The following is a 22,227-nucleotide window of genomic DNA, read 5'->3' on the forward strand; positions in this document are numbered from 1 at the left end:
GTACCCTGGTAGCGCTATGACTCAGACTCCGCCCCAGCGCCCCCACGCCCGCCCCCTCCGGGTACTTGCCGCCATGTCCGGCGGAGTGGACTCCGCCGTCGCCGCCGCCCGCGCGGCCGAAGCCGGTCACGACGTCACCGGCGTGCACCTGGCCCTCTCCGCGAACCCGCAGTCGTTCCGTACCGGAGCGCGCGGCTGCTGCACGATCGAGGACTCGCGCGACGCGCGCCGGGCGGCCGACGTCATCGGCATCCCGTTCTACGTGTGGGACCTCGCCGAGCGGTTCCGCGAGGACGTCGTCGACGACTTCGTCGCCGAGTACGAGGCGGGCCGCACCCCCAACCCCTGCCTGCGCTGCAACGAGAAGATCAAGTTCGCCGCGCTCCTCGACAAGGCGCTCGCCCTCGGCTTCGACGCGGTCTGCACCGGCCACTACGCCACCGTCGTCCTGAACGAGGACGGCACCCGCGAGCTGCACCGGGCCTCCGACATGGCGAAGGACCAGTCGTACGTGCTCGGCGTGCTCGACGAGAAGCAGCTCGCGCACGCGATGTTCCCGCTCGGCGACACCCTCACCACCAAGGACGAGATCCGGGCGGAGGCCGAGCGGCGCGGGCTCGCGGTCGCGAAGAAGCCCGACAGCCACGACATCTGCTTCATCGCCGACGGCGACACCCAGGGCTTCCTCGCCTCCCGCCTGGGCAAGGCGGAGGGCGACATCGTCGACGAGTCGGGCACGAAGATCGGCAGCCACGAGGGCGCGTACGGCTTCACCATCGGCCAGCGCAAGGGCCTGCGGATCGGCCACCCGGCCGCGGACGGCAAGCCCCGCTACGTCCTCGACATCTCGCCCGTGAACAACACGGTCACCGTCGGCCCCGCCGAGGCCCTCGACGTCACCGCCCTCACCGCGATCAAGCCCCGCTGGTGCGGCACCGCCCCCGAGGGCCCGGGCCGCTACACCGCCCAGCTCCGCGCCCACGGCGGCGAGACGCCGGTGAGCGCGGCGATGGAGGACGGCGAGCTGAAGGTCGCCTTCGAGGAACCCGTCCGCGGCGTGGCCCCCGGCCAGGCGATCGTCCTGTACGACGGCACGCGCGTGGTGGGCTCGGCGACGATCGCGTCGACGACCCGGCGCACGGCCGAAGCGGCCACCGCCTAGGGGGCCGGCTCCTCCAGGAACTCCTCCAGGACCGGCGCCAGGACGTGCGGGGCCGCCTCGTGCGTCTGGCCCGTCAGGGTGCGGTGCCGGGCCCGGGGGAGCGCCGCCGCCAGGGCGCGTGCCGTGCTCCGCGTCACCGCCGGGCTCGCGCCCCCGTCGACCACGAGCACGCGCGCGTGGACCGCCGCCACGAGCCCGTCCGCGAGCGGCTCCGGCTCGTACACCGACAGCGCGCCCACCGGGAGCCCGGCCGCCGCCCCCGCGAGCGCAAGGACGCCACCCGTCTCCGTGGCGTGCACGGCCGCGCCCGGCCCGGCCACCTCCAGGACGGCCGCCAGGTCCTCGATCTCCCGCTCCACCGGGGCGGGCCCGCGCCGCTGGTACGTCACGACGGAGAAGCGCCGGGCGAGCAGCCCGGCGAGCGCCCGCCCGCTCCCCTCGGCGCCGCCGACCAGCACGACGGCCCGCCCGCGTCCGTGCCGCTCGTACGCGATCTCCGTACCGTCCCGCGACACGACCCGGCCCCTGCTCATCTCGTCCATGGCAGGGCAGACCGGGGCCGGCGCCGGAACTCATCGCCGCCCGCCGGACTTTTTCCGCGACCGCCTACGGTGGGCCCATGAACATCTGCGTCTTCCTCTCCGCCGCCGACCTCGACGAGCGGTACACGGCCGCCGCACGCGACTTCGCCACCCGTCTCGGCAAGGCCGGCCACACCCTCGTCTGGGGCGGCTCCGACACCGGCCTCATGAAGGTCGTCGCGGACGGGGTCCAGGACGCGGGCGGCCGCCTCGTCGGCGTCTCCGTCGACTTCCTCGCCCACAAGGCCCGCCCGAACGCCGACGAGATGGTCGTCGCCGGGGACCTGGCCGAGCGCAAGGCGCTGCTCCTCGCCAAGTCGGACGCGATCGTGGTCATGGTCGGCGGCACGGGCACCCTCGACGAGGCCACCGAGATCCTGGAGCTGAAGAAGCACGGCAAGCACTCCAAGCCGGTCGTCCTCCTCAACACGGCCGGCTTCTACGACGGCCTGAAGGCCCAGTTCCACCGCATGGAGGCCGAGGGCTTCCTGCCCCGCCCCCTCACCGAGCTCGTTTTCTTCGCGGACGACGGCCCGACGGCCCTCGCCCACCTGGAGGCGGAGATCGCCTCCCGCTGATGCGAGCATGGGGGCCATGGCAACTCATGTGATCACCGGAGCCGGTTCCGGCATCGGCGCGGCCGTCGCGCGCCGCCTTCACGCGCGCGGGGACGAACTCGTGCTCCACGCGCGCGACGCGGGGCGCGCCAAGGAGCTCGCCGCGCAGTTCCCCGGCGCGCGGACGCTCGTCGGGGACCTCGCCGACCCGGACCGGCTGTCCTGGGCCTTCTCCCACCAGAGCCTCCCGGACCGGGTGGACAGCCTGCTGCACATCGCGGGCGTCGTCGACCTCGGCCCGATCGGGGAGCTCACCCCGAAGACCTGGCACCACCAGCTGAACGTCAACCTGGTCGCCCCGGCCGAGCTGACCCGCCACTTCCTGCCCCAGCTGCGGGTCTCCCAGGGCCACGTCGTCTTCGTGAACTCCGGCGCCGGACTCAACGCGCACGCCGAGTGGGCCGCGTACGCCGCCTCCAAGCACGGCCTCAAGGCCCTCGCGGACTCCCTGCGCCACGAGGAGCACGCCAACGGGGTACGGGTGACCTCGGTCTACCCGGGCCGCACCGCCAGCCCCATGCAGGCGAAGGTCCACCAGCAGGAGGGCAAGGAGTACGACCCGTCCCGCTGGATCGACCCCGAGTCGGTCGCGACGGCGATCCTCACCGCGATCGACCTGCCGCGGGACGCGGAGATCAACGACCTCACCGTGCGCCCGGGGCGGTAGACGTGGAAGAGAACAGGCTGTGGGGTTCCGCCACCGGCGTCGGGTCCCTGCCCGGCGGCGACGCCCGTGAGGCCGCCAAGACCGCGACCGGGTCCTTCGAGGACTTCCCCTTCCTTCCGGAGCTGCCCGCGCGCGGCCCCGGCGCCGACATGATCGGCCGGACGATCGGGATGCTCGTCGACCTGTACGCGCACGTGGAGCCGAGCGGCTGGCGGATCAGCGACCGGCCGTGCCGTGACACCAAGCGGGCGCGTTCCTGGCTGGGCGAGGACCTCGACGCCCTGGAGGAGTTCACCCAGGGGTACGAGGGCCCGCTCAAGGTCCAGGCCGTCGGCCCGTGGACGCTCGCCGCGGCCCTGGAGCTGCGCGGCGGCGAGGCCGCCCTCGGGGACGCGGGCGCGTGCAGGGATCTGGCCGGCTCGCTCGCCGAAGGCCTCCACACGCATCTCGCGGAGCTGAGGAAGCGCGTCCCGGGGGCCCGCCCGGTCCTCCAGCTCGACGAGCCCTCGCTCATCGCCGTACTGCGCGGGCAGATCCGTACCGCCAGCGGCTACCGCACCCACCGGGCGGTCGACCGGCAGGTCGTGGAGAGCGCCCTGAGGGACGTGATGGCCGTCCACGACGGCCCGGTGATCGTCCACTCCTGCGCTCCCGACGTGCCGTTCGCGCTGCTGCGGCGGGCCGGGGCGGCGGGCATCTCGTTCGATTTCTCGCTCCTCACCGAACGTGACGAGGAGCCGATCGGCGAGGCCGTGGAGGCCGGGACGAAGCTCTTCGCCGGTGTGGTGCCGTCCACCGACACGGCATTGTCGGACCCGGGCGGTAGCGTCATGGGTGTCAGGACGCTGTGGCGCAGGCTGGGGCTGAATCCGGGGACTCTCGCGGAGTCCGTCGTGGTCACGCCCTCGTGCGGGCTCGCGGGTGCTTCGCCCGCCTATGCCCGGGCGGCGCTCGCCCACTGCGTCAGAGCGGCACGGTCGCTCGCGGACAACCCTGAGTAACGGGAGGACGAAACGGTGGCAGTCGAACAGGGGGCCCTGCCCGCCGAGGCACGGGAGAAGCACGCCGAGCTGGCCGAGCAGGTCGAGGAGCACCGCTTCCGGTACTACGTGAAGGACCAGCCGGTCATCAGCGACGGCGACTTCGACAAGCTCCTGCGCGCGCTGGAGGCGCTGGAGGAGGAGTATCCGGAGCTGCGGACTCCCGACTCGCCGACCCAGAAGGTCGCCGGGCAGTACGAGACCGAGTTCACCTCCGTCGAGCACCGGGAGCGCATGCTCTCCCTGGACAACGCCTTCGACGAGGAGGAGCTCGCCACCTGGGCGGAGCGCGTCGCGCGGGACGTCGGCACCCCCGACTACCACTACCTGTGCGAGCTGAAGGTCGACGGCCTCGCGGTCAACCTCACCTACGAGCACGGGCGGCTGACCCGCGCCGCGACCCGCGGCGACGGCCGCACCGGCGAGGACATCACGCCCAACGTCCGGACGATCGCCGACATCCCGGAGCGCCTCCGGGGCGAGCGCATCCCCGACCTGGTGGAGATCCGCGGCGAGGTCTACTTCCCGATGGAGGCCTTCGAAGGGCTCAACGCCCGGCTCGTGGAGGCCGGCGACAAGCCCTTCGCCAACCCGCGGAACGCGGCCGCGGGTTCGCTGCGGCAGAAGGACCCGAAGGTCACCGCCTCCCGGCCGCTGCACATGGTGGTGCACGGCATCGGCGCCCGTGAGGGCTTCGAGATCTCCCGGCTCTCGGAGACGTACGAGCTGCTGCACGAGTGGGGCCTGCCCACCGCCCGGCACAACAAGGTCGTCGACTCGCTCGACGGGGTACGGGAGTTCATCGCGTACTTCGGGGAGAACCGTCACTCCGTGGAGCACGAGATCGACGGGGTCGTCGTCAAGCTCGACGAGATCCCGCTCCAGGGCCGGCTGGGCTCCACCGCGCGCGCCCCGCGCTGGGCGATCGCCTGGAAGTACGCGCCGGAGGAGGTCAACACCAAGCTGGTCGACATCAAGGTCGGCGTCGGCCGCACCGGGCGCGTGACGCCGTACGCCCAGGTCGAGCCGGTGACCGTGGCCGGCTCCGAGGTCGAGTTCGCGACCCTGCACAACCAGGAGGTCGTGAAGGCCAAGGGCGTGCTCATCGGCGACACCGTCGTGCTGCGCAAGGCCGGCGACGTGATCCCGGAGATCCTCGGGCCCGTCGCCGACCTGCGGGACGGCAGCGAGCGGGAGTTCGTGATGCCCGCCGAGTGCCCCGAGTGCGGGACGCCGCTGAAGGCGATGAAGGAGGGCGACATCGACCTCCGCTGCCCGAACGCCCGGACGTGCCCGGCCCAGCTGCGGGAGCGGCTCTTCTTCCTCGCCGGGCGCCAGTGCCTGGACATCGAGAACTTCGGCAAGGTGGCCGCGGCGGCGCTGACCCGCCCCCTGGAGCCGGCCGAGCCGCCGCTCGTCGACGAGGGCGACCTCTTCGACCTCACCATCGAGCAGCTGCTCCCGATCAAGGCGTACGTCCTCGACGCGGACAGCGGGCTGCCGAAGCGCGACCCGAAGACCGGCGAGGAGAAGATCGTCACGGTCTTCGCCAACCAGAAGGGCGAGCCGAAGAAGAACGCGCTCGCGATGCTGGAGAACATCGCGGCGGCGAAGACCCGCCCGCTCGCCCGCTTCATCAACGGGCTCTCCATCCGGCACGTCGGGCCGGTCGCGGCCGAGGCGCTGGCCCGCGAGTTCCGCTCCCTGGAGCGGATCGAGCAGGCGAGCGAGGAGGAGCTGGCGGCCGTCGACGGCGTCGGCGGGATCATCGCGGCCGCCGTGAAGCTGTGGTTCTCCGAGGAGTGGCACCGCGAGATCGTGGGCAAGTGGCGCGCCGCCGGGGTCTCCCTGGAGGACGAGGGCGCCGGCGAGGACGAGGGACCGCGTCCGCTGGAAGGTCTGACGGTCGTGGTGACCGGCACCCTGGAGAAGTTCACCAGGGATGGCGCAAAAGAGTCGCTCCAGACGCTCGGAGCGAAGGTGACCGGTTCCGTTTCGAAGAAGACCAGCTTCGTGGTGGTCGGTGAAAACCCTGGTTCGAAGTACGACAAGGCGATGCAGCTGAAGGTTCCGGTTCTGAACGAGGAAGGCTTCTCCGTCCTGCTCGAACAGGGGCCCGACGCGGCTCGGGAAGCCGCGGTGCCCGTCGTCGAATAGCCTCACGGGACCCTCCCGTCACCCCGCGGAAGCTCACCCGTTCGGCGCATATCAGATCGTTACGGGTGGCCGGGTCGCATTCGGGCAAGAGAGGGAGAGCGCTGCCCGTCGGAGCCCTCGGCGGCCTAGTGTGGTGACCGTGCGTCCAGTCCTGCACGCCCGCGCGAGGGCTCTGCCGGGTCATGGCGTCAGGACAACGGCACCGTGACTCCGGGACGGCCGCCCGACAGCGGCCGCGCGCCGGACGACGGACGGGGCCGGACGACGTACGGCCGCGGCCACCCGCGGCCCATCGCACACCGACGGCACCGCCGCCTGTGAGAGGGACGGGAATGGAACCGACCGAGAGCGCCGCCCCGGTCCCACGGCCGCACGGCCGTGTGGTCCCCCTGGGCTTCCCCTCCCGGCTGCCCGCAGCCGTGGTGGGCATCGCCGCCGTCGTGCTCGTCGCCGGGCTCCAGCGAGCCCTCAGCGGCGGCCATGGACTCTTCCCCGGCGGCGTCGCCGGCTGGTCCCTCGCCGTCCTCACCGGCCTCATCGTCGGCCACCTGGTCGCCCTCGGCCGGGACCGCTGGTGGGGCGGCACCGGCTCCGGCGCCGCCCTCACCCTCGCCGTCCTCCTGCTCTACGGCTGGGTGCCCGCCGGACTCGTCTCGCTGACCGTCGTCGCCCTGGTCGGCGCCGCCCGCCGGCACCGCTGGCGCCAGGGCCTGCTGCACGGCGCCGCCGACGTCCTCGGTGTCGGCGCCGCCGCCCTCCTCCTGGCCCTCTTCGGAGACGTACCGACCGTCGACCGGCCCTGGCAGCCCCTCGACTGGACGATCGGGGACCTCCCGGAAATCGTCCTCGCCGCCGGCGGCTACCTCGTGGTGACCCGCCTCCTCCTGTGGTACACGCTCGCCCCCCAGAGCCGCGGACTGCCCACCATCGCCCGCACCGCCCTCCTGAGGCAGGGCCTCGTCGCCGTCGCCCTGCTCGGCATCGCCCCGCTCCTCTGCGTCGTCGCCGCCACCCGGCCGGTCCTCCTGCCGCTCTTCGCCGTCCCCCTCATCGCCCTCGACTCCACCCTCTGGATCGCCCGCGCCCGCGCGGAGGAACAGCTCCGCGACCCGCTCACCGGGCTCCCCAACCGCCAGTGGCTCCTGGAGCGGGCCTGGACCGCCCTGGAGGAGGCCGAGGGCGAAGGGGCCCGCGCCGCCCTCGTCCTGATCGACCTCGACCGCTTCCGCTCGGTCAACGACACCCTCGGGCACCTCGCCGGCGACCGGCTGCTCCTCCAGATCGCCGAACGGCTCCGCCTCGCCCTGCCCCGCGGCGCCGAGGCCGCCCGGCTCGGCGGCGACGAGTTCGCCGTCCTGCTGCCCACCGCCGACTCCACCACCAGCGCCCAGCGGGTCGCCCGCCACCTCGTCGCCGAGCTCTCCTCCCCGCTCGACCTCGACGGGCTCACCCTCGTCCTGGAGGCCAGCGCCGGCGTCGCCGTCTTCCCCGACCACGCCCTCGACGCCGAGGGCCTGCTGCGCCGCGCCGACGTCGCCATGTACCAGGCCAAGCGCGACCGCACCGGCGTCGAGGTCTACGAGTCCAAGCGCGACTCCAACACCCCCGACCGGCTCGGCCTGCTCGGCGACCTCCGCCGCGCCCTCGACGCCGGCGAGGTCGAACTCCACTACCAGCCCAAGGTCCGCTTCGACGGCCAGGTCGCCGGCCTCGAAGCCCTCGTCCGCTGGGTCCACCCCGAGCGCGGCAAGGTCCCGCCGGACGAGTTCATCGCCATCGCCGAGTCCTCCGGCCTGATGCCGCACCTCACCGAGTACGTCCTGGAGACCGCGCTCGCCCAGGTCGCCCGCTGGCGCGCCCAGGGCCTCAACGTGCCGGTCGCCGTCAACGTCTCGCCGCGCGACGTCCACACCCCCGGCTTCGCCGGCGCCGTCGCCGCCCGGCTCGCCCGCCACGGCGTCCCCGCCGGCGCGCTCCAGCTGGAGATAACGGAGCACGTGCTCCTGGAGGACCCCCAGCGGGCCGCCGACACGCTGAACGGCCTCACCGGCCACGGCGTCAAGATGTCCCTCGACGACTTCGGCACCGGCTACTCCTCCCTCGTCCATCTGCGCCGGCTGCCCGTCAGCGAACTGAAGATCGACCGCTCGTTCGTGGCCCGGCTCGCCGTCGACACCGAGGACGCCGAGATCGTCCGCTGCACCGTCGACCTCGCCCACTCGCTCGGCCTCCTCGTCGTCGCCGAGGGCGTCGAGGACGACGAGACCTGGGAGCGCCTGCGCGACCTGGGCTGCGACGCCGTCCAGGGCTGGCTGGTCGCCGCCGCGATGCCGCCCGGCGAGGCCACCGCCTGGCTCCTGGCCCGCGGCGAGCACGGCTGGCGCCGCCCCGCCGACATCGCCGCCCAGGTCGACCTCGACCACCCTTCGGGCCAGGTCGTGCAGTGACCCACCCCCTCCTGGGGCAAACCGTTTAACGGGCAGCGGCACCGGCGCCATAGGATGGGCGGACACCATCAAGCTCACCCCGTGAGGATCCGCATGCCTGGCATCACGCGCGAGGAGGTCGCCCACCTCGCACGGCTGGCGCGTCTGGAGCTGAAGGGCGAAGAACTCGATCACTTCGCCGGCCAGCTCGACGACATCATCGGCGCGGTCGCCCGCGTCTCCGAGGTCGCCGACCAAGACGTACCGCCGACCTCCCACCCGCTGCCGCTGACCAATGTCATGCGCGCGGACGAGGTCCGTCCGTCGCTCACCCCCGAGCAGGCGCTCTCCGGCGCCCCGGCCCAGGAGCAGCAGCGTTTCAAGGTGCCGCAGATCCTGGGGGAGGACTAAGAAGTCATGACGGACAACACCATCATCAAGCTCACCGCGGCCGAGATCGCCGGAAAGATCGCCGCCGGCGAGCTGACCGCCGTCGAGGTCACGGAGGCCCACCTCGCCCGCATCGAGGCCGTCGACGAGAAGGTCCACGCCTTCCTGCACGTCGACCGCGAGGGCGCCCTCGCCCAGGCCCGTGCCGTGGACGAGAAGCGTGCCCGGGGCGAGAAGCTCGGCCCGCTCGCCGGTGTGCCGCTCGCGCTCAAGGACATCTTCACCACCGTCGGCATGCCGACCACCGTGGGCTCGAAGATCCTCGAGGGCTGGATCCCGCCGTACGACGCGACCCTGGTCAAGAACCTGAAGGCCGCGGACGTCGTCATCCTCGGCAAGACCAACATGGACGAGTTCGCAATGGGCTCCTCCACGGAGAACAGCGCCTACGGCCCGACCGGCAACCCCTGGGACCTCACCCGGATCCCCGGCGGCTCCGGCGGCGGCTCCTCGGCCGCCCTCGCCGCGTACGAGGCCCCCCTCGCCATCGGCACGGACACCGGCGGCTCCATCCGCCAGCCCGCGGCCGTCACCGGCACCGTCGGCGTCAAGCCGACGTACGGCGGCGTCTCCCGCTTCGGCATGGTGGCCTTCTCCTCCTCCCTCGACCAGGGCGGCCCCTGCGCCCGTACGGTCCTGGACGCGGCCCTCCTCCACGAGGCGATCGCCGGCCACGACCCGCTCGACTCGACGTCCATCGACGCTCCGGTCCCGCCGGTCGTCGAGGCCGCGCGCAACGGCTCGGTGGCCGGCATGCGCGTCGGTGTCGTCAAGCAGTTCCGCGGCGAGGGCTACCAGGCCGGCGTCGTGCAGCGCTTCGACGAGTCCGTCGAGCTGCTCAAGTCGCTGGGCGCCGAGATCGTCGAGCTGGACTGCCCGACCTTCGACCTCGCGCTCTCCGCGTACTACCTGATCGCGCCGTCGGAGTGCTCCTCCAACCTGGCCCGCTTCGACGCCATGCGCTACGGCCTGCGGGTCGGCGACGACGGCACGCGGTCCGCCGAGGACGTCACCGCCCTCACCCGTGAGGCCGGCTTCGGCGACGAGGTCAAGCGCCGCATCATCCTCGGTACGTACGCGCTGAGCTCCGGCTACTACGACGCGTACTACGGCTCGGCGCAGAAGGTCCGCACCCTCATCACCCGCGAGTTCGAGAAGGCCTTCGAGGAGGTGGACGTCATCGTCTCCCCGACGACCCCCACCACCGCCTTCCCGATCGGCGAGCGCGCCGACGACCCGATGGCGATGTACCTCGCGGACCTGTGCACCATCCCGACCAACCTGGCCGGCAACGCCGCCATGTCGCTGCCCTGCGGCCTGGCGCCCGAGGACGGTCTGCCGGTCGGCCTGCAGATCATCGCCCCCGCCATGAAGGACGACCGGCTGTACAAGGTCGGCGCCGCCGTCGAGGCCGCCTTCGTGGAAAAGTGGGGTCACCCGCTGCTTGAGGAGGCTCCGTCGCTGTGAGTGCCATGGCAAAGAAGGCCAAGAACTTCAAGAAGTCGAAGACCGGCGTCTACGTCTCGCTGGCGACCACCGCGTTCGGCGCGATCAGTGTCGCGAAGCAGGCCAAGCTGGCCCGCAACGACCACGACATGCTGCGGCTGATCGACTCCGCCGTGTCCGCCGCCGCCATCGTCACCGGCCTCGCCATCCTGTACCGCGAGCTGAAGCGGCTCGGCGACGACGACGTCCTGCTGGGCTGAGAGGGAAGTTCCACCGTGACTGTCACTGAACTGCTGTCGTACGAGGCGGCGCTCGCCGAGTACGACCCCGTCATGGGCCTTGAGGTCCATGTCGAGCTCGGCACCAAGACGAAGATGTTCTGCGGCTGCTCGACCGAGCTGGGCGCGGAGCCGAACTCGCAGACCTGCCCGACCTGCCTCGGCCTGCCCGGCTCGCTGCCGGTGGTCAACGCGATCGGCGTCGAGTCCGCGATCAAGATCGGTCTCGCGCTGAACTGCGAGATCGCCGAGTGGTGCCGCTTCGCCCGGAAGAACTACTTCTATCCGGACATGCCGAAGAACTTCCAGACCTCCCAGTACGACGAGCCGATCGCCTTCAACGGCTACCTGGACGTCCAGCTGGAGGACGGCGAGGTCTTCCGCGTGGAGATCGAGCGCGCCCACATGGAGGAGGACACCGGCAAGTCCACCCACATCGGTGGCGCGACCGGCCGCATCCACGGCGCCTCGCACTCGCTGCTCGACTACAACCGGGCCGGCATCCCGCTCATCGAGATCGTCACCAAGCCGATCGAGGGCGCGGGCGAGCGGGCCCCCGAGGTCGCCAAGGCGTACGTCGCCGAGCTGCGCGAGCTGATCCGTGCCCTGGGCGTCTCCGAGGCGCGCATGGACAAGGGCCAGATGCGCTGCGACGTGAACCTGTCGCTGCGCCGGAACGGCACCAAGACCTTCGGCACCCGCTCGGAGACGAAGAACGTCAACTCGCTCCGCTCCGTGGAGCGCGCGGCGCGCTTCGAGATCCAGCGCCACGCGGCCGTCCTCTCCTCGGGCGGGACGATCGTGCAGGAGACCCGTCACTTCCACGAGGACGACGGCAGCACCACCTCCGGCCGCATCAAGGACAACGCCGAGGACTACCGGTACTTCCCGGAGCCCGACCTCGTCCCCGTCGCCCCGGCCCGCGAGTGGGTCGAGGAGCTGCGCGCCGGTCTGCCCGAGCTGCCGCGCGTGCGCCGCAACCGGCTCCGCGAGGAGTGGGCCGTCTCCGAGCAGGAGATGCAGTCCATCCTCAACGCCGGCGCGGTCGACGCGATCGTCGCGACCACCGAGGCGGGCGCGGACGCGGCGTCGGCCCGCAAGTGGTGGATGGGCGAGCTCGCCCGCAACGCCAACGAGAAGGGCGTCTCCCTGGAGGAGCTGCCCATCACGCCGGCGGACGTGGCCCGGGTCTCGGCCCTGGTCGCCGGGGGTGACCTCAACGACAAGCTGGCCCGTCAGGTCATCGAGGGCGTCCTCGCCGGCGAGGGCACCCCGGACGAGGTCGTCGAGAAGCGCGGTCTGAAGGTCGTCTCCGACGACGGCGCGCTCGGCACGGCGGTCGACGAGGCCATCGCGGGCAACGCGGCCATCGCGGACAAGATCCGCGGCGGCAAGGTCGCGGCGGTCGGCGCCCTGGTCGGCGCGGTCATGAAGGCCACCCGTGGCCAGGCCGACGCGGCGAAGGTCAAGGACCTGATCCTGGAGAAGCTGGGCGTCAGCGAAGGCTGATCCCGGTCTCGTACGGAGTGCTCGGACCGAGTGCTCGTACGGAGTGCTTGTACGGCTCAAGGGGGCGGCCCCGCACCGGATTTCCGGTGCGGGGCCGCTTTCGTGCAGGGGTGCGTGCGGATCAGAAGCAGGAGACCGACGTGGTCGGCAGCAGCTGCAGGGAGCTGGCCTCGTCGCGCTGGCCGTTGTGGTTGCCGTCCACGAAGTCGTCCGTCAGCCGGTCGTGGCTCACGGAGCTGCCCGGGTTGACGCAGAAGACGAGGCCGCCCTGGAATTCGGTGTCGTAGTAGTAGTGGCTCTCGTAGCCGCCGGTGCTGGAGTTGCTGGCCGACCACGAGTTGTCGTTCACGCCGTGCCCGCTGGAGAACACGTCGTCGGTGAAGTTCCGGTCGCTGTTGAAGTAGTTGTGCACCGAGGACCCGATGCTGCCCTCGAAGAGACAGTGGTAGCCCGAGGGGCAGCTGGGGCCGGCCGACGCGGTCGACGCGGTCGCGATGCCGCCGCCCACGAGGAGGGCGGTCGCGCCGGCCACGGCGGCGAACTTCCGGCGGAGATTCATGGACATGTCAATCTCGCTTTCCTTGCAGGGGTACGTCCGCTCCTGGGCTCAGGAACGGAAGACTGTGGTGGTGGCTACCGGCTGTGCGCGCCCAGCGCCTTCTCGGCGGCCTCGTCCTGGCGGGCCGAGAGCCTCTTCCAGTCCCGGCCGACGTCGGGGTGTCCGTCCAGCCAGCGCTGCTGGACGGCGGCGAGCCGGTGGTACGCCGTGCTCAGATACCCGGTCTCCGCCTTGCAGCGCAGGTCGGTCGCGGCGACCGGGCTGCCCTGCCGCACCTGTACGGGATCCTCGGCCTTGACCTTCGCCCGGTCCATGCACTCCCGCCAGCGCGTGGTCGCCGCACGGAACGCGGGGTCCTTCTCCACGTCCCGGCGCGTCTGCTCCTGCGCCTCGAACAGCAGGATCCGCACCTGGAGCCAGCGCATCCGGCCGTCCCCGAGCAGGCGCGTCTCCGCCTCGGCGAGGCAGCCCTCGCCCGGCCGGGAGACGCTCAGCCGCGCGCCCGTGGCCGTGACCCGTCTGGCCTCGTCACCGAAGAGCGCCCGTGCGTAGGCGGCGGTGCTCTCCGGGCTGCCGGGCTCGGGCGGTGCTTCGGGCGACACCGAGGGGGTTGCGGCCCGCGGGGCCGTGGACTCCGGGCCGAAGGGCTGCGGGCGCTCGTCGGTGCCCCGGGACGGGGGGACGGGGGCGTATCGGTACCCCCGCCCGTTCATGCAGGCGATGGCGATCTTCTGCTGTGCTTGGGTGGCCCGCAGCTGCGGGGTGAAGAGCATGCCCGTGACGGGCGGCAGCCGGTGCAGGGTGGCCAGTTCGGCGGTGTCCACGACCGTCGCGGAGGACGGACCCGTACCCGAACCCGTACCCGTACCCGTACCCGTACCCGAACCCGTACCCGAGCACCCGACGCCGACGGCGAGAACCATCCCGGCGGCGAGGGCGCGAACGAGCCCGCGGGGCACGGCGCGACGGCGATGTCGATGCGTCGCCAGGATCTCGGGCATTTCGCGGCCCCCCGTTCCGTTGGTGAGTGAGCTGATCCGAAAACCGAACGGTTCAGAGTCTGCGATCACCGGGGGAGTTCCGTGAACTTGTGTGCGCTGGAACGCAATTGCCCTGGTCGGAAGGGTTGAGATGTTGCGCATTCACTTCACGGGCGAGGACCTCGGGCGGATCCGGATCGCCACGGGACCCGACCCGATGTGGGAGATGCTGTTGAGCCTGCACCGGCTGCGAAGACGGGACTCGGGCGTGCTCCTGGGCCCGTGGGTGCGCGAGTCGCTGCCCAAGGTGCCTGAGACCACACGGGCGTTGACCGCGCTCGCGCCGCCCTTCGGGTACTCGCCGGACTTCCTGACCCCGGCGGTCGGCGGGGGCCTCGCCGACCGGCTGGAGGCGCTGCGTTCCACCCCTCTGCGTCAAGTGACGAAGGACTTACGGGAGTTCACCGTCCAGAATCCCCGGCGGCGGCTCCCGGCCTGCCATCGTCAGCTGGTCGCGGGGGACCCCGAGGCGGTGGGCAAGCTGGCCGACGCGGCGCACGCCTACGTCGACACCGTGCTCGATCCGTACTGGGAGCGGATCTGGGCACAGGTGAGCCGGGACAGAGCCCGCCGCTCGGCGGTGCTCGCGGAGGGCGGCTGGGACGCCGTCCTCCGCACGCTCCACCCGTCGGCGCACTGGGAGTACCCGGTGCTCCGGGTCGCCTTCCCCGTCGAGCAGGATCTCCACCTCGGCGGCCGCGGGCTGCTGCTCCAGCCGTCCTTCTTCTGCCGCTACGCCCCGACGACGTTCGCCGACCCGGCGCTGCCCCCGGTCCTCGTCCATCCGATCGAGCACGAGCCCCACTGGGCCACGCCGGAGGCGGGGCCGGCGGACGGGCGGTCGCTCGCGGCCCTGATCGGCCCGACGCGGGCCGTCCTGCTGTCCGCCCTCGCGGACGGAGTCACGACGACGGGCGAGCTCGCCCGCCGCGCGGGCACCACCCCGCCCAACGCCAGCCGCCACATCGCGGCCCTGCGGGAGGCGGCGCTGGTCTCCAGCCACCGCCACCGCAACGCGACCCTGCACACGGTCACCGAACTGGGCCGTGCCCTGCTGGAGGGGCGCCACGTCTCTCTGCGCGCCTAGGGGGCGGGTCCTACCCGGCGAGCAGCGCCAGCATCTGGCGGACCGCCTCCGCCACCGGGACGCCGACCTCGCCGACGAGCGCGGCGACTCCGGACACGGTGCCGAGGGCCCGGCGGAAGGCGCCGGGCGGTGCGTCGTCGCCCTGGCGGATGGTCTCCAGGGACGCGTCGAGGACCTCGCGGTCCTCGACGGACACCTGGGTCCGGAGGGTCTCGATCGCACGGATCACGGCCTCGTAGACGGCCTGCGGGTCCTGCGCGGCCTGCTGGTTGTTCTCGATCCGGCCGACGGCCCCCTCTCCGGACGCCTGGTAGAAGTCGCGCATGTTGGTGATGTGGAACTCACCGTGACCGGTCACTGCCCATCCTCCCCACGCTGCCCGGGCCGGACGCGTTGTAGAAGTCCCGCATGCTGCCGATGTTGTAGGTGACCATCTGCTTGACGAAGCCGCTGAAGGCGGGGTCCTCGATGGCCCGCATGATCTCGTGCACGATCTGGTGCACCTCGTCCCGGTCCACGCTGGCCAGCAGCGTGAGCGGATTGCCGGAGGTCTCGATGACCAGCGCGTAGTACGTCTTCTCGAAGAGGGCGACGACCAGCTGGACGAGGAAGGTCACCACGAGCACCGCCGCGGTGACCGTCGCCCCCTGGGTGATCATCTCCCGGTCGCTGCCCGACACCTCGCCGGACTGCGCGACGGCGATCGCGGCGACCGCGAGCAGGCCTGTGATCAGCAGGTATTTCACGAAGCGCCCCACGGCCCTCGCCCGCTGGGGCTTGAACTTGACCGTCGTGGCCCGGGCGATGTTCTGCAGCGGGTACGCCTCGGCCCCGATCCACAGCACCCGCTTGCTGACCTCGACCTTGATGACCTTGCGTCTGGCCATACGACTTCCCCTCATACGCCGTGGCCGTGCGTCGCGCTCAGGATGCTCGCGAACACCGCCGGTGAGCAAGAGGAATCCGCGATGACGGCCCGCGCAGCGATATGAGAGGCTCCGCTCCGCTCCGTCGACCCTGGCGGAGCAGGGGAGGGAACAAGGAAATGTCGGTGGAACCCACGGACTACATCACTCGGCTCCGCGCGCAGGCCGCGGATCCGGGACGCGAGGAGGCGCTGCGGCGCGACCGGACGGCACGGCGCCGCAGGATCGGGCTCGCGGCCGGTGCCGGTGTGCTGCTCCTCGGCGGGTTCGGGTTCTGGCTGGCCGATGTGACGGGGGAGCGGCCGCCGTACGAGCCGTTCGGCGCGGGGGCGCTCCGTGAGGAGAACTGGCCCCTGGAATGGCCGTACTCGGTCAACATGCCGTTCCGGAACTCGCCCGCGGCCGGTTGGGTGCCCGGGGCCGACGGGATCCACCTCCCCGTGGCCGAGCCGTCCGGCGGGCTCACGGCGAACGACATGAACGCCGTGTTCGAGGACGTGAAGACCCTGCTCGCCGAGACCAACGTCTCGGAGCGGACGCTGGCCGGTGCCGAGCCCGCGGCGGCGCTCGCCCTGCTCGATCCGAGCGGGGTCGACGACGCCGTACGGAAGGACATGGTCACCCGCTTCGACCCCGAGGAGGTGTCCGTGGACGCGAGCCGTGTCAGGACGCGGGGCACGATGGACTACGAGGTCTCGGCGGCGGGGGAGTTGGTGGTGCACGCCGACTACACCTTCGTCTATCCGCTGGTCCGGACCGATGTGCGCCACGAAATCGTCCCGGGACTCGCCGAGGTGGCGCGGATCGCCATACGGCGCCGGATGACGTTCACGGCGAGGCACGGGAAGCTCGTCCTGGGCGCCTATGCGAGCGAGGTCGGAAACCAGGACTGCCGGGCGCCGAAGGACGGCTACCTCCACCCGCTCTTCGCCGAGGGGCGGTGGAAGGCGGCCGAGGCGGCGAAGGGGGCCCGGGTCGACCTGTACGACGAGAAGCGCGTCCCGCCGAACGGCCCCGGCCACTGCGTCACCCCGACCCGGACCTGACCGACCGCCACGCGAGGGTGCGGTGGCGGGGCGAGCGCTCATGGCCGGAAATCGATTGGATTTCTGTCGAGTTCTGTTGGACGTTCACCACCGCGCCCCCGCCGGGTCTTCTCGCCGTCACCCCCTCTCACTACCGTCCCCGGCGTACCACCCAATGGCTCGAAGGCGAACCATTGGCCGTCGACTGGAGGTCGGTCTTGTCATCCGAGAAGTCCCCCGAGCTGTCCCGCCGAAGGCTCCTCGCGCTGGGCGGAGGTGCGCTCGGTGTCGCCGCCGCAGGCTCGCTGCTGCCGCCGTCACTGCAGGCGGCGATGGCCGCGGAGCCCCCGGCCGGGGGGATGGCGGCGGTCCGGCACGTGGTGATCCTGATGCAGGAGAACCGTTCCTTCGACCACTACTTCGGCACCCTCCGCGGCGTCCGCGGATTCGGCGACCGCAATGCCATCGAACTTCCCTCCGGCAAGCCGGTGTTCGAGCAGCCGGCCGCGCTCGGCCGGACCGTGCTGCCCTTCCCGATCCGCGGCGCCGCCGAGACCCAGCAGAAGGACCTCCAGTACATCGGCGCCCTCGACCACTCCTGGAGCGGCGGTGCCAAGGCCTGGCACAGCGGCTGGATGGACGGCTGGGTCTCGGCCAAGACCGCCGCCACCATGGCGTACTACGACCGGCAGGACATCCCGCTCCACTACGAGCTCGCCGACACCTTCACCATCTGCGACGCGTACCACTCGTCCATCCACACCTCGACGAGCCCCAACCGCAACCACCTCTGGTCCGGCTGGACCGGCTTCGAGGCCGACGGCAGCCGGGCCGTCACCAACGCCGCGTACGCCGAGGACACCCACCCCGGCTACGGCTGGCCCACCTACGCCGAGCGGCTCGAAGCCGCCGGGCGGAGCTGGAAGACGTACACCGAGTGGGAGAACTTCACCGACAACAACATCGAGTTCTTCACCAGCTTCAAGAAGATCGCCCGCAAGGCCCTCGCCGCCACCGGCGGGCACACCTTCATGGAGTCCTTCTACGCCGCCGTCCGCGACACCGGGGACCTCACGGAGCGGGCGAGGCTGCTCGGGCTCCTGGAGGAGGGTGTGGCGACCCTCACCGCCGCCGAGCGCTCGCTCTTCGAGCGCGGGCTCCGCCGCGTCGAGTCCGGCACCCTCGCCGACGCCTTCCGCGCGGACGTCGCCGCCGGCACCCTCCCCGAGGTCTCCTACCTCGTGCCCTCCGCGATCGACTCCGAGCATCCCGGCTCCTCCTCGCCGGTCGCCTCCGCGACCCTCGTCTACAAGGTCCTCGACGCCCTCGGCGCGCACCCGGACGTCTGGCGCCACACCGTCGTCCTGATCAACTACGACGAGAACGACGGCTTCTTCGACCACGTCCCGCCGCCCGTCCCGCCCGCCGACAACACGGACGAGCGGTGGAAGGGCCTGCCCACCGGCCTCGGCGTCCGCGTCCCGCTGCTCGTCGTCTCCCCCTGGTCGGTCGGCGGCTACGTCTGCTCCGAGACCTTCGACCACACCTCCGTGATCCGCTTCCTGGAGCGGCTCACCGGGATCGAGGAGCCCCAGATCACCCCCTGGCGGCGGGCCGTCACCGGCGACCTCACCTCCGCCTTCGACTTCCACCGGACCCGGTCGCAGCCGCCCGTCGAGCAGCCCGGACCGATCCCGCCCTTCACCGGCCGCTGGCGGCCGCAGCCGCCGGCCGTGCAGCGGATGCCCGTCCAGGAGCCCGGCGTCCGTCCCGCCCGCCCGCTGCCGTACCAGCCGGACGCCTCCGCGACGACCGGTGCCGGTATCGTCACGGTCGCGCTGAGCAACCGGGGCAGGGCGAGCGCGCACTTCGCGCTCTACCCGTACGCGGGCGAGTACGCCGTCCCGCAGCACCAGGACGTCAGGGGGGAGGGGGAGTGGACCGTCCCCGTTCCGGGTGATCACTACCGCTTCACGGTCACCGGCCCCAACGGCTTCCGGCGCGAGTTCGAGGGCCCCGCGGCGGGCGGCGCCGAGCTCGCCACCCGGGTCGACCACCACGACCGTGACCTGCACCTCACCGTCCGGAACACCGGCTCCGCCCCGCTCGCCTTCACCGTCCGCCCGCTCGGGTACGTGGACGAGCACGACCTCGCCGACTGGACCCGCACCGTCACCGTGAAGCCCGGGAAGACCCGTACCGTCGTCCACTCCGCCGCCGACGCGCACGGCTGGTACGACATCGAGGTGACCGCGCCCGACGGTTTCCGCCGCCGGCTCATGGGCCACATCGAGAACGGCCGCCCGAGCGTCTCCGGCTAGAAGTCCCCCGGGGCCGGGGACCCCAGGACCTGCCCGGCAGGCCCTTGGGCCCCGGCCTCCGACGCACCCTGTGAGGATCGCCACGAAACGGGCAAACGATCACGTTTGGCTGCAACAGTGGGGCGCGAGTACAGATCCAGTCAGGAGCACGTCCTTTGGCCGCAATCGCACGGTGGTGCCTCCGGCACCGTCTCGTCGTCGTTCTCCTGTGGCTCCTCGCCCTCGGCGGCACCGCCGCCGGCGCGACGCTCGCCGGCAGCGCGTACTCCAACGACTACGAGGTCCCCGGCACCGAGTCCGGCCGGGCCACCGCCCTCCTCGACCGCGGCTTCCACGGCCTCGGCGGCGACAGCAACACCATCGTCTGGCACAGCGACCGGGGCAGCGTCCGCGCGGACGCCGTCGAGGAGCGCATGACGGCGATGCTCGACGAGGTCGCCGACCTCCCCGGCATCGCCTCCGTCACCTCCCCGTACGGTGACGCACGCGGTCAGGTCAGCGAGAACGGGCACACCGCCTACGCCACCGTCACCTTCGACGCACAGGCCGACGACATCCCCGAGTCGCAGGCCAAGGCCCTCGTCGACACCGCCAAGGCCGCCGCCACCGACGACCTCCAGGTCGAGCTCGGCGGCAGCGCCGTCGCCCTCACCCAGGCCTCCGGCGGGCACATCGCCGAGATCGTCGGCGTCGCCGTCGCTGCCGTCGTCCTCTTCCTCGCCTTCGGCTCGCTCGCCGCCTCCGTGCTCCCGATAGCGACCGCGCTCGTCAGCGTCGGCATCGCGTACTCCGGGATCGTGCTCCTCGGCCATCTGATGACCGTCGCCGACTTCGCCCCCATGCTGGGCATGCTCGTCGGACTCGGCGTCGGCATCGACTACGCCCTCTTCATCGTCACCCGGCACCGCAGAGGCCTCAAACGCGGCCTCTCCGTCGCCGAGGCCGCCGAGACCGCCGTCGCCACCACCGGCCGGGCCGTCGTCTTCGCCGGCGCCACCGTCTGCATCGCCCTCCTCGGCATGCTGATCCTGCGGCTCAGCTTCCTCAACGGCGTCGCCATCGCCGCCTCCCTCACCGTGCTCCTCACGGTCGCCGCCTCCGTCACCCTGCTGCCCGCGCTGCTCTCCTTCATCGGCATGCGGGCGCTCTCCCGGCGCGAACGCCGGACGCTCGCCGAGCGGGGCCCGCAGCCCGAGCTGCCCACCGGCTTCGCCGCCCGCTGGTCCGCCTTCGTCGAGCGGCACCCCAAGCTCCTCGGCGGTCTCGCCGTCCTCGTCATGGGCGTCCTGGCGCTGCCGACCCTCTCGCTCCACCTCGGCACCTCCGACCAGGGCAACAGCCCGGCCACCGCGACCACCCGCAAGGCCTACGACCTGCTGGCCGAGCGCTTCGGGCCGGGCGTCAACGGGCCCCTCACCCTCGTCGCCGGCCTCGACGGCGCCGACGACCGGGTCGCCCTCGACCAGCTGCCGGCCGTGCTCACCGCCACCAAGGGCGTCGCGTCCGTCTCCCCGGTCACGTACAACAGCGCGGGCGACACCGCCGTCCTCGTCGTGGTGCCCGACTCCTCGCCGCAGTCCAAGGCGACCAGCGAGCTCGTCGACCGGCTCCGCGCGGACGTCCTGCCGAAGGCAGAGGCCGGCACCTCCCTCGACGTGCACGTGGGAGGCGTCACCGCCTCGTACGACGACTTCGCCGAGATCATCGTCGGCAAGCTGCCGCTCTTCGTCGGCGTCGTCATCGCGCTCGGCTGTCTGCTCCTCCTGCTCGCCTTCCGCTCGATCGGCATCCCCCTCAAGGCCGCCGCCATGAACGTCGCCGCCGTCGCCGGAGCCTTCGGCATCGTCGTCGCGATCTTCCAGTGGGGCTGGGGGAGCGAGCTCCTCGGCCTCGGCAGCGCCGGACCGATCGAACCCTTCCTCCCCGTGATCATGGTCTCGGTCCTCTTCGGACTCTCCATGGACTACCAGGTCTTCCTGGTCAGCAGGATGTACGAGGAGTGGCTGGAGACCGGCGACAACAGGCGGGCCGTCCGGGTCGGCCTCGCCGAGACCAGCCGCGTGATCAACTCCGCCGCGGTCATCATGATCTCCGTCTTCCTGGCCTTCGTGCTCAGCGGCGACCGGGTCATCGCGATGTTCGGCATCGCGCTCGCGGCCGCCGTCGCCCTCGACGCCTTCGTCCTGCGCACCCTCCTCGTCCCCGCCCTCATGCACCTGCTCGGCGGCGCGAACTGGTGGCTGCCGAAGTGGCTCGACCGGCTCCTGCCCCGGATCAGCATCGAACCCCCCGAGTGCCGCGAGGCCGCCGACGCCCGTGCGAAGATCCCCGTACAGCGTGTGACGGTCCCGACCGCGGAGGAGAACGACGATGTTCGCGATATCGCTGGGTGACGACGGCGCCGAGCTCAGGCCCCTGGAGCCCTGGCAGGCCGAGGAGTTCCTCACCCACATGGACCGGGGCCGGGAGTTCGTCGGGCAGCACATCGGCCTCCCCGACGTCGTCGCCGACCTCGACTCCGCCCGCGCCTACCTCACCTCGTACGCCGAGAAGGCCGCGAGCGACTCCGGCCGCATCTACGGCATCTGGACCGACGGCACCCTCGTCGGCGGCGTCCTCTTCCGGACCTTCGACGCCGCGAACGGCACCGCCGAGGCGGGCTGCTGGCTGGAGCCCTCCGCCGCCGGGAAGGGCCTGATCACCCGGGCCTGCCGGGTCATCATCGACTGGGCGATCGAGGAGCGCGGCATCCACCGCGTCGAGTGGTACGCCTCCACGAAGAACGAGCCCAGCATCGCCGTCGCCCGCCGCCTCGGCATGACGAAGGAGGGCGTCGTGCGCGAGAACTACCTGTACCGCGGCACCCGCGCCGACACCGAGATCTGGGCCGTCCTCGCCCCGGAATGGCGCGCGGCGAAGGCGTCTTAAGCCCCCTC

20 protein-coding genes are annotated in these 22,227 nt (G+C 72.0%); 15 read left to right on the forward strand and 5 right to left on the reverse strand.

The annotated features are described in order from the left end of the window. Positions 1-16: 16 nt before the first annotated feature. A complete protein-coding gene (mnmA, locus tag AB5J54_RS27920; protein WP_369146658.1) occupies positions 17-1,162 on the forward strand; it encodes a tRNA 2-thiouridine(34) synthase MnmA in 1,146 nt (381 codons plus the stop codon). Here the strand turns inward: mnmA and AB5J54_RS27925 are convergent. Further along, complete coding sequence (locus AB5J54_RS27925) at positions 1,159-1,704, reverse strand: hypothetical protein (RefSeq protein WP_369146659.1); 546 nt, start codon at positions 1,702-1,704, stop codon at positions 1,159-1,161. The two genes, mnmA and AB5J54_RS27925, sit on opposite strands and share 4 nt — an antisense overlap. 77 nt (positions 1,705-1,781) lie before the next feature. On the opposite strand from AB5J54_RS27925, the gene AB5J54_RS27930 reads away from it, so the two are divergent. From AB5J54_RS27930 to gatB, 9 genes are all read left to right on the forward strand, one after another. After that, entirely contained in the window at positions 1,782-2,321 is a 540-nt protein-coding gene (locus AB5J54_RS27930) for a TIGR00730 family Rossman fold protein (RefSeq protein WP_369146660.1), read from the forward strand. A 7-nt stretch (positions 2,322-2,328) separates the two neighbouring features. Then, positions 2,329-3,027, forward strand: coding sequence for an SDR family oxidoreductase (locus AB5J54_RS27935; protein WP_369146661.1), 699 nt, complete (start codon positions 2,329-2,331; stop codon positions 3,025-3,027). 2 nt (positions 3,028-3,029) lie between these two features. Next, on the forward strand, positions 3,030-4,028 hold the full coding sequence (locus AB5J54_RS27940) for a methionine synthase (RefSeq protein ID WP_369146662.1): 999 nt from the start codon (positions 3,030-3,032) through the stop codon (positions 4,026-4,028). 15 nt (positions 4,029-4,043) lie between these two features. Beyond that, positions 4,044-6,224, forward strand: a complete 2,181-nt coding sequence (ligA, locus tag AB5J54_RS27945; RefSeq protein WP_369146663.1) for an NAD-dependent DNA ligase LigA — start codon at positions 4,044-4,046, stop codon at positions 6,222-6,224. Between the two features lie 332 nt (positions 6,225-6,556). After that, the gene (locus AB5J54_RS27950) at positions 6,557-8,671 is read left to right on the forward strand and encodes a putative bifunctional diguanylate cyclase/phosphodiesterase (RefSeq protein WP_369146664.1); all 2,115 of its coding nucleotides are present in this window, start codon (positions 6,557-6,559) and stop codon (positions 8,669-8,671) included. A gap of 93 nt (positions 8,672-8,764) precedes the next feature. Then, the gene (gene gatC / locus AB5J54_RS27955) at positions 8,765-9,061 is read left to right on the forward strand and encodes an Asp-tRNA(Asn)/Glu-tRNA(Gln) amidotransferase subunit GatC (RefSeq protein WP_015036350.1); all 297 of its coding nucleotides are present in this window, start codon (positions 8,765-8,767) and stop codon (positions 9,059-9,061) included. A 6-nt stretch (positions 9,062-9,067) separates the two neighbouring features. Next, positions 9,068-10,567: an Asp-tRNA(Asn)/Glu-tRNA(Gln) amidotransferase subunit GatA gene (gatA, locus tag AB5J54_RS27960; protein ID WP_030693797.1), complete on the forward strand. Its 1,500-nt coding sequence runs from the start codon at positions 9,068-9,070 to the stop codon at positions 10,565-10,567. Positions 10,568-10,572: 5 nt separating this feature from the next. Next, entirely contained in the window at positions 10,573-10,806 is a 234-nt protein-coding gene (locus AB5J54_RS27965) for a hypothetical protein (protein WP_041662892.1), read from the forward strand. Between the two features lie 15 nt (positions 10,807-10,821). Beyond that, positions 10,822-12,333: an Asp-tRNA(Asn)/Glu-tRNA(Gln) amidotransferase subunit GatB gene (gatB, locus tag AB5J54_RS27970; protein ID WP_369146665.1), complete on the forward strand. Its 1,512-nt coding sequence runs from the start codon at positions 10,822-10,824 to the stop codon at positions 12,331-12,333. Between the two features lie 121 nt (positions 12,334-12,454). Here gatB and AB5J54_RS27975 read toward each other — a convergent pair whose 3' ends face one another. Continuing rightward, positions 12,455-12,898 (reverse strand): hypothetical protein, encoded by a 444-nt coding sequence (locus tag AB5J54_RS27975; RefSeq protein WP_369146666.1) that lies wholly within the window; start codon positions 12,896-12,898, stop codon positions 12,455-12,457. Positions 12,899-12,966: 68 nt separating this feature from the next. Beyond that, entirely contained in the window at positions 12,967-13,893 is a 927-nt protein-coding gene (locus AB5J54_RS27980) for a hypothetical protein (RefSeq protein WP_369146667.1), read from the reverse strand. A gap of 130 nt (positions 13,894-14,023) precedes the next feature. On the opposite strand from AB5J54_RS27980, the gene AB5J54_RS27985 reads away from it, so the two are divergent. Continuing rightward, positions 14,024-15,019, forward strand: a complete 996-nt coding sequence (locus AB5J54_RS27985; RefSeq protein ID WP_369146668.1) for an ArsR/SmtB family transcription factor — start codon at positions 14,024-14,026, stop codon at positions 15,017-15,019. Between the two features lie 10 nt (positions 15,020-15,029). Here the strand turns inward: AB5J54_RS27985 and AB5J54_RS27990 are convergent, their stop codons facing one another. Continuing rightward, positions 15,030-15,377, reverse strand: coding sequence for a hypothetical protein (locus tag AB5J54_RS27990; RefSeq protein ID WP_369146669.1), 348 nt, complete (start codon positions 15,375-15,377; stop codon positions 15,030-15,032). Then, positions 15,361-15,906 carry a DUF6232 family protein gene (locus tag AB5J54_RS27995; protein ID WP_369146670.1) on the reverse strand — a complete coding sequence of 182 codons (546 nt, stop codon included), beginning with the start codon at positions 15,904-15,906 and terminating at the stop codon, positions 15,361-15,363. Before AB5J54_RS27995 ends, AB5J54_RS27990 begins: the two co-directional genes overlap by 17 nt. A gap of 164 nt (positions 15,907-16,070) precedes the next feature. Between AB5J54_RS27995 and AB5J54_RS28000 the strand changes: the two genes are divergently transcribed. The 4 genes from AB5J54_RS28000 to AB5J54_RS28015 all read left to right on the forward strand — a co-directional run bounded on the left by AB5J54_RS28000 (position 16,071) and on the right by AB5J54_RS28015 (position 22,219). Continuing rightward, the gene (locus AB5J54_RS28000; protein ID WP_369146671.1) at positions 16,071-16,991 is read left to right on the forward strand and encodes a hypothetical protein; all 921 of its coding nucleotides are present in this window, start codon (positions 16,071-16,073) and stop codon (positions 16,989-16,991) included. Between the two features lie 197 nt (positions 16,992-17,188). Then, entirely contained in the window at positions 17,189-19,291 is a 2,103-nt protein-coding gene (locus AB5J54_RS28005; RefSeq protein ID WP_369146672.1) for a phosphocholine-specific phospholipase C, read from the forward strand. 155 nt (positions 19,292-19,446) lie between these two features. Then, on the forward strand, positions 19,447-21,684 hold the full coding sequence (locus AB5J54_RS28010) for an MMPL family transporter (RefSeq protein WP_369146673.1): 2,238 nt from the start codon (positions 19,447-19,449) through the stop codon (positions 21,682-21,684). Next, on the forward strand, positions 21,662-22,219 hold the full coding sequence (locus tag AB5J54_RS28015; RefSeq protein WP_369146674.1) for a GNAT family N-acetyltransferase: 558 nt from the start codon (positions 21,662-21,664) through the stop codon (positions 22,217-22,219). The genes AB5J54_RS28010 and AB5J54_RS28015 overlap by 23 nt, the downstream gene beginning before the upstream one ends. Positions 22,220-22,227: the final 8 nt, after the last annotated feature.

Source organism: Streptomyces sp. R44, from assembly GCF_041053105.1.
GTDB lineage: Bacteria > Actinomycetota > Actinomycetes > Streptomycetales > Streptomycetaceae > Streptomyces.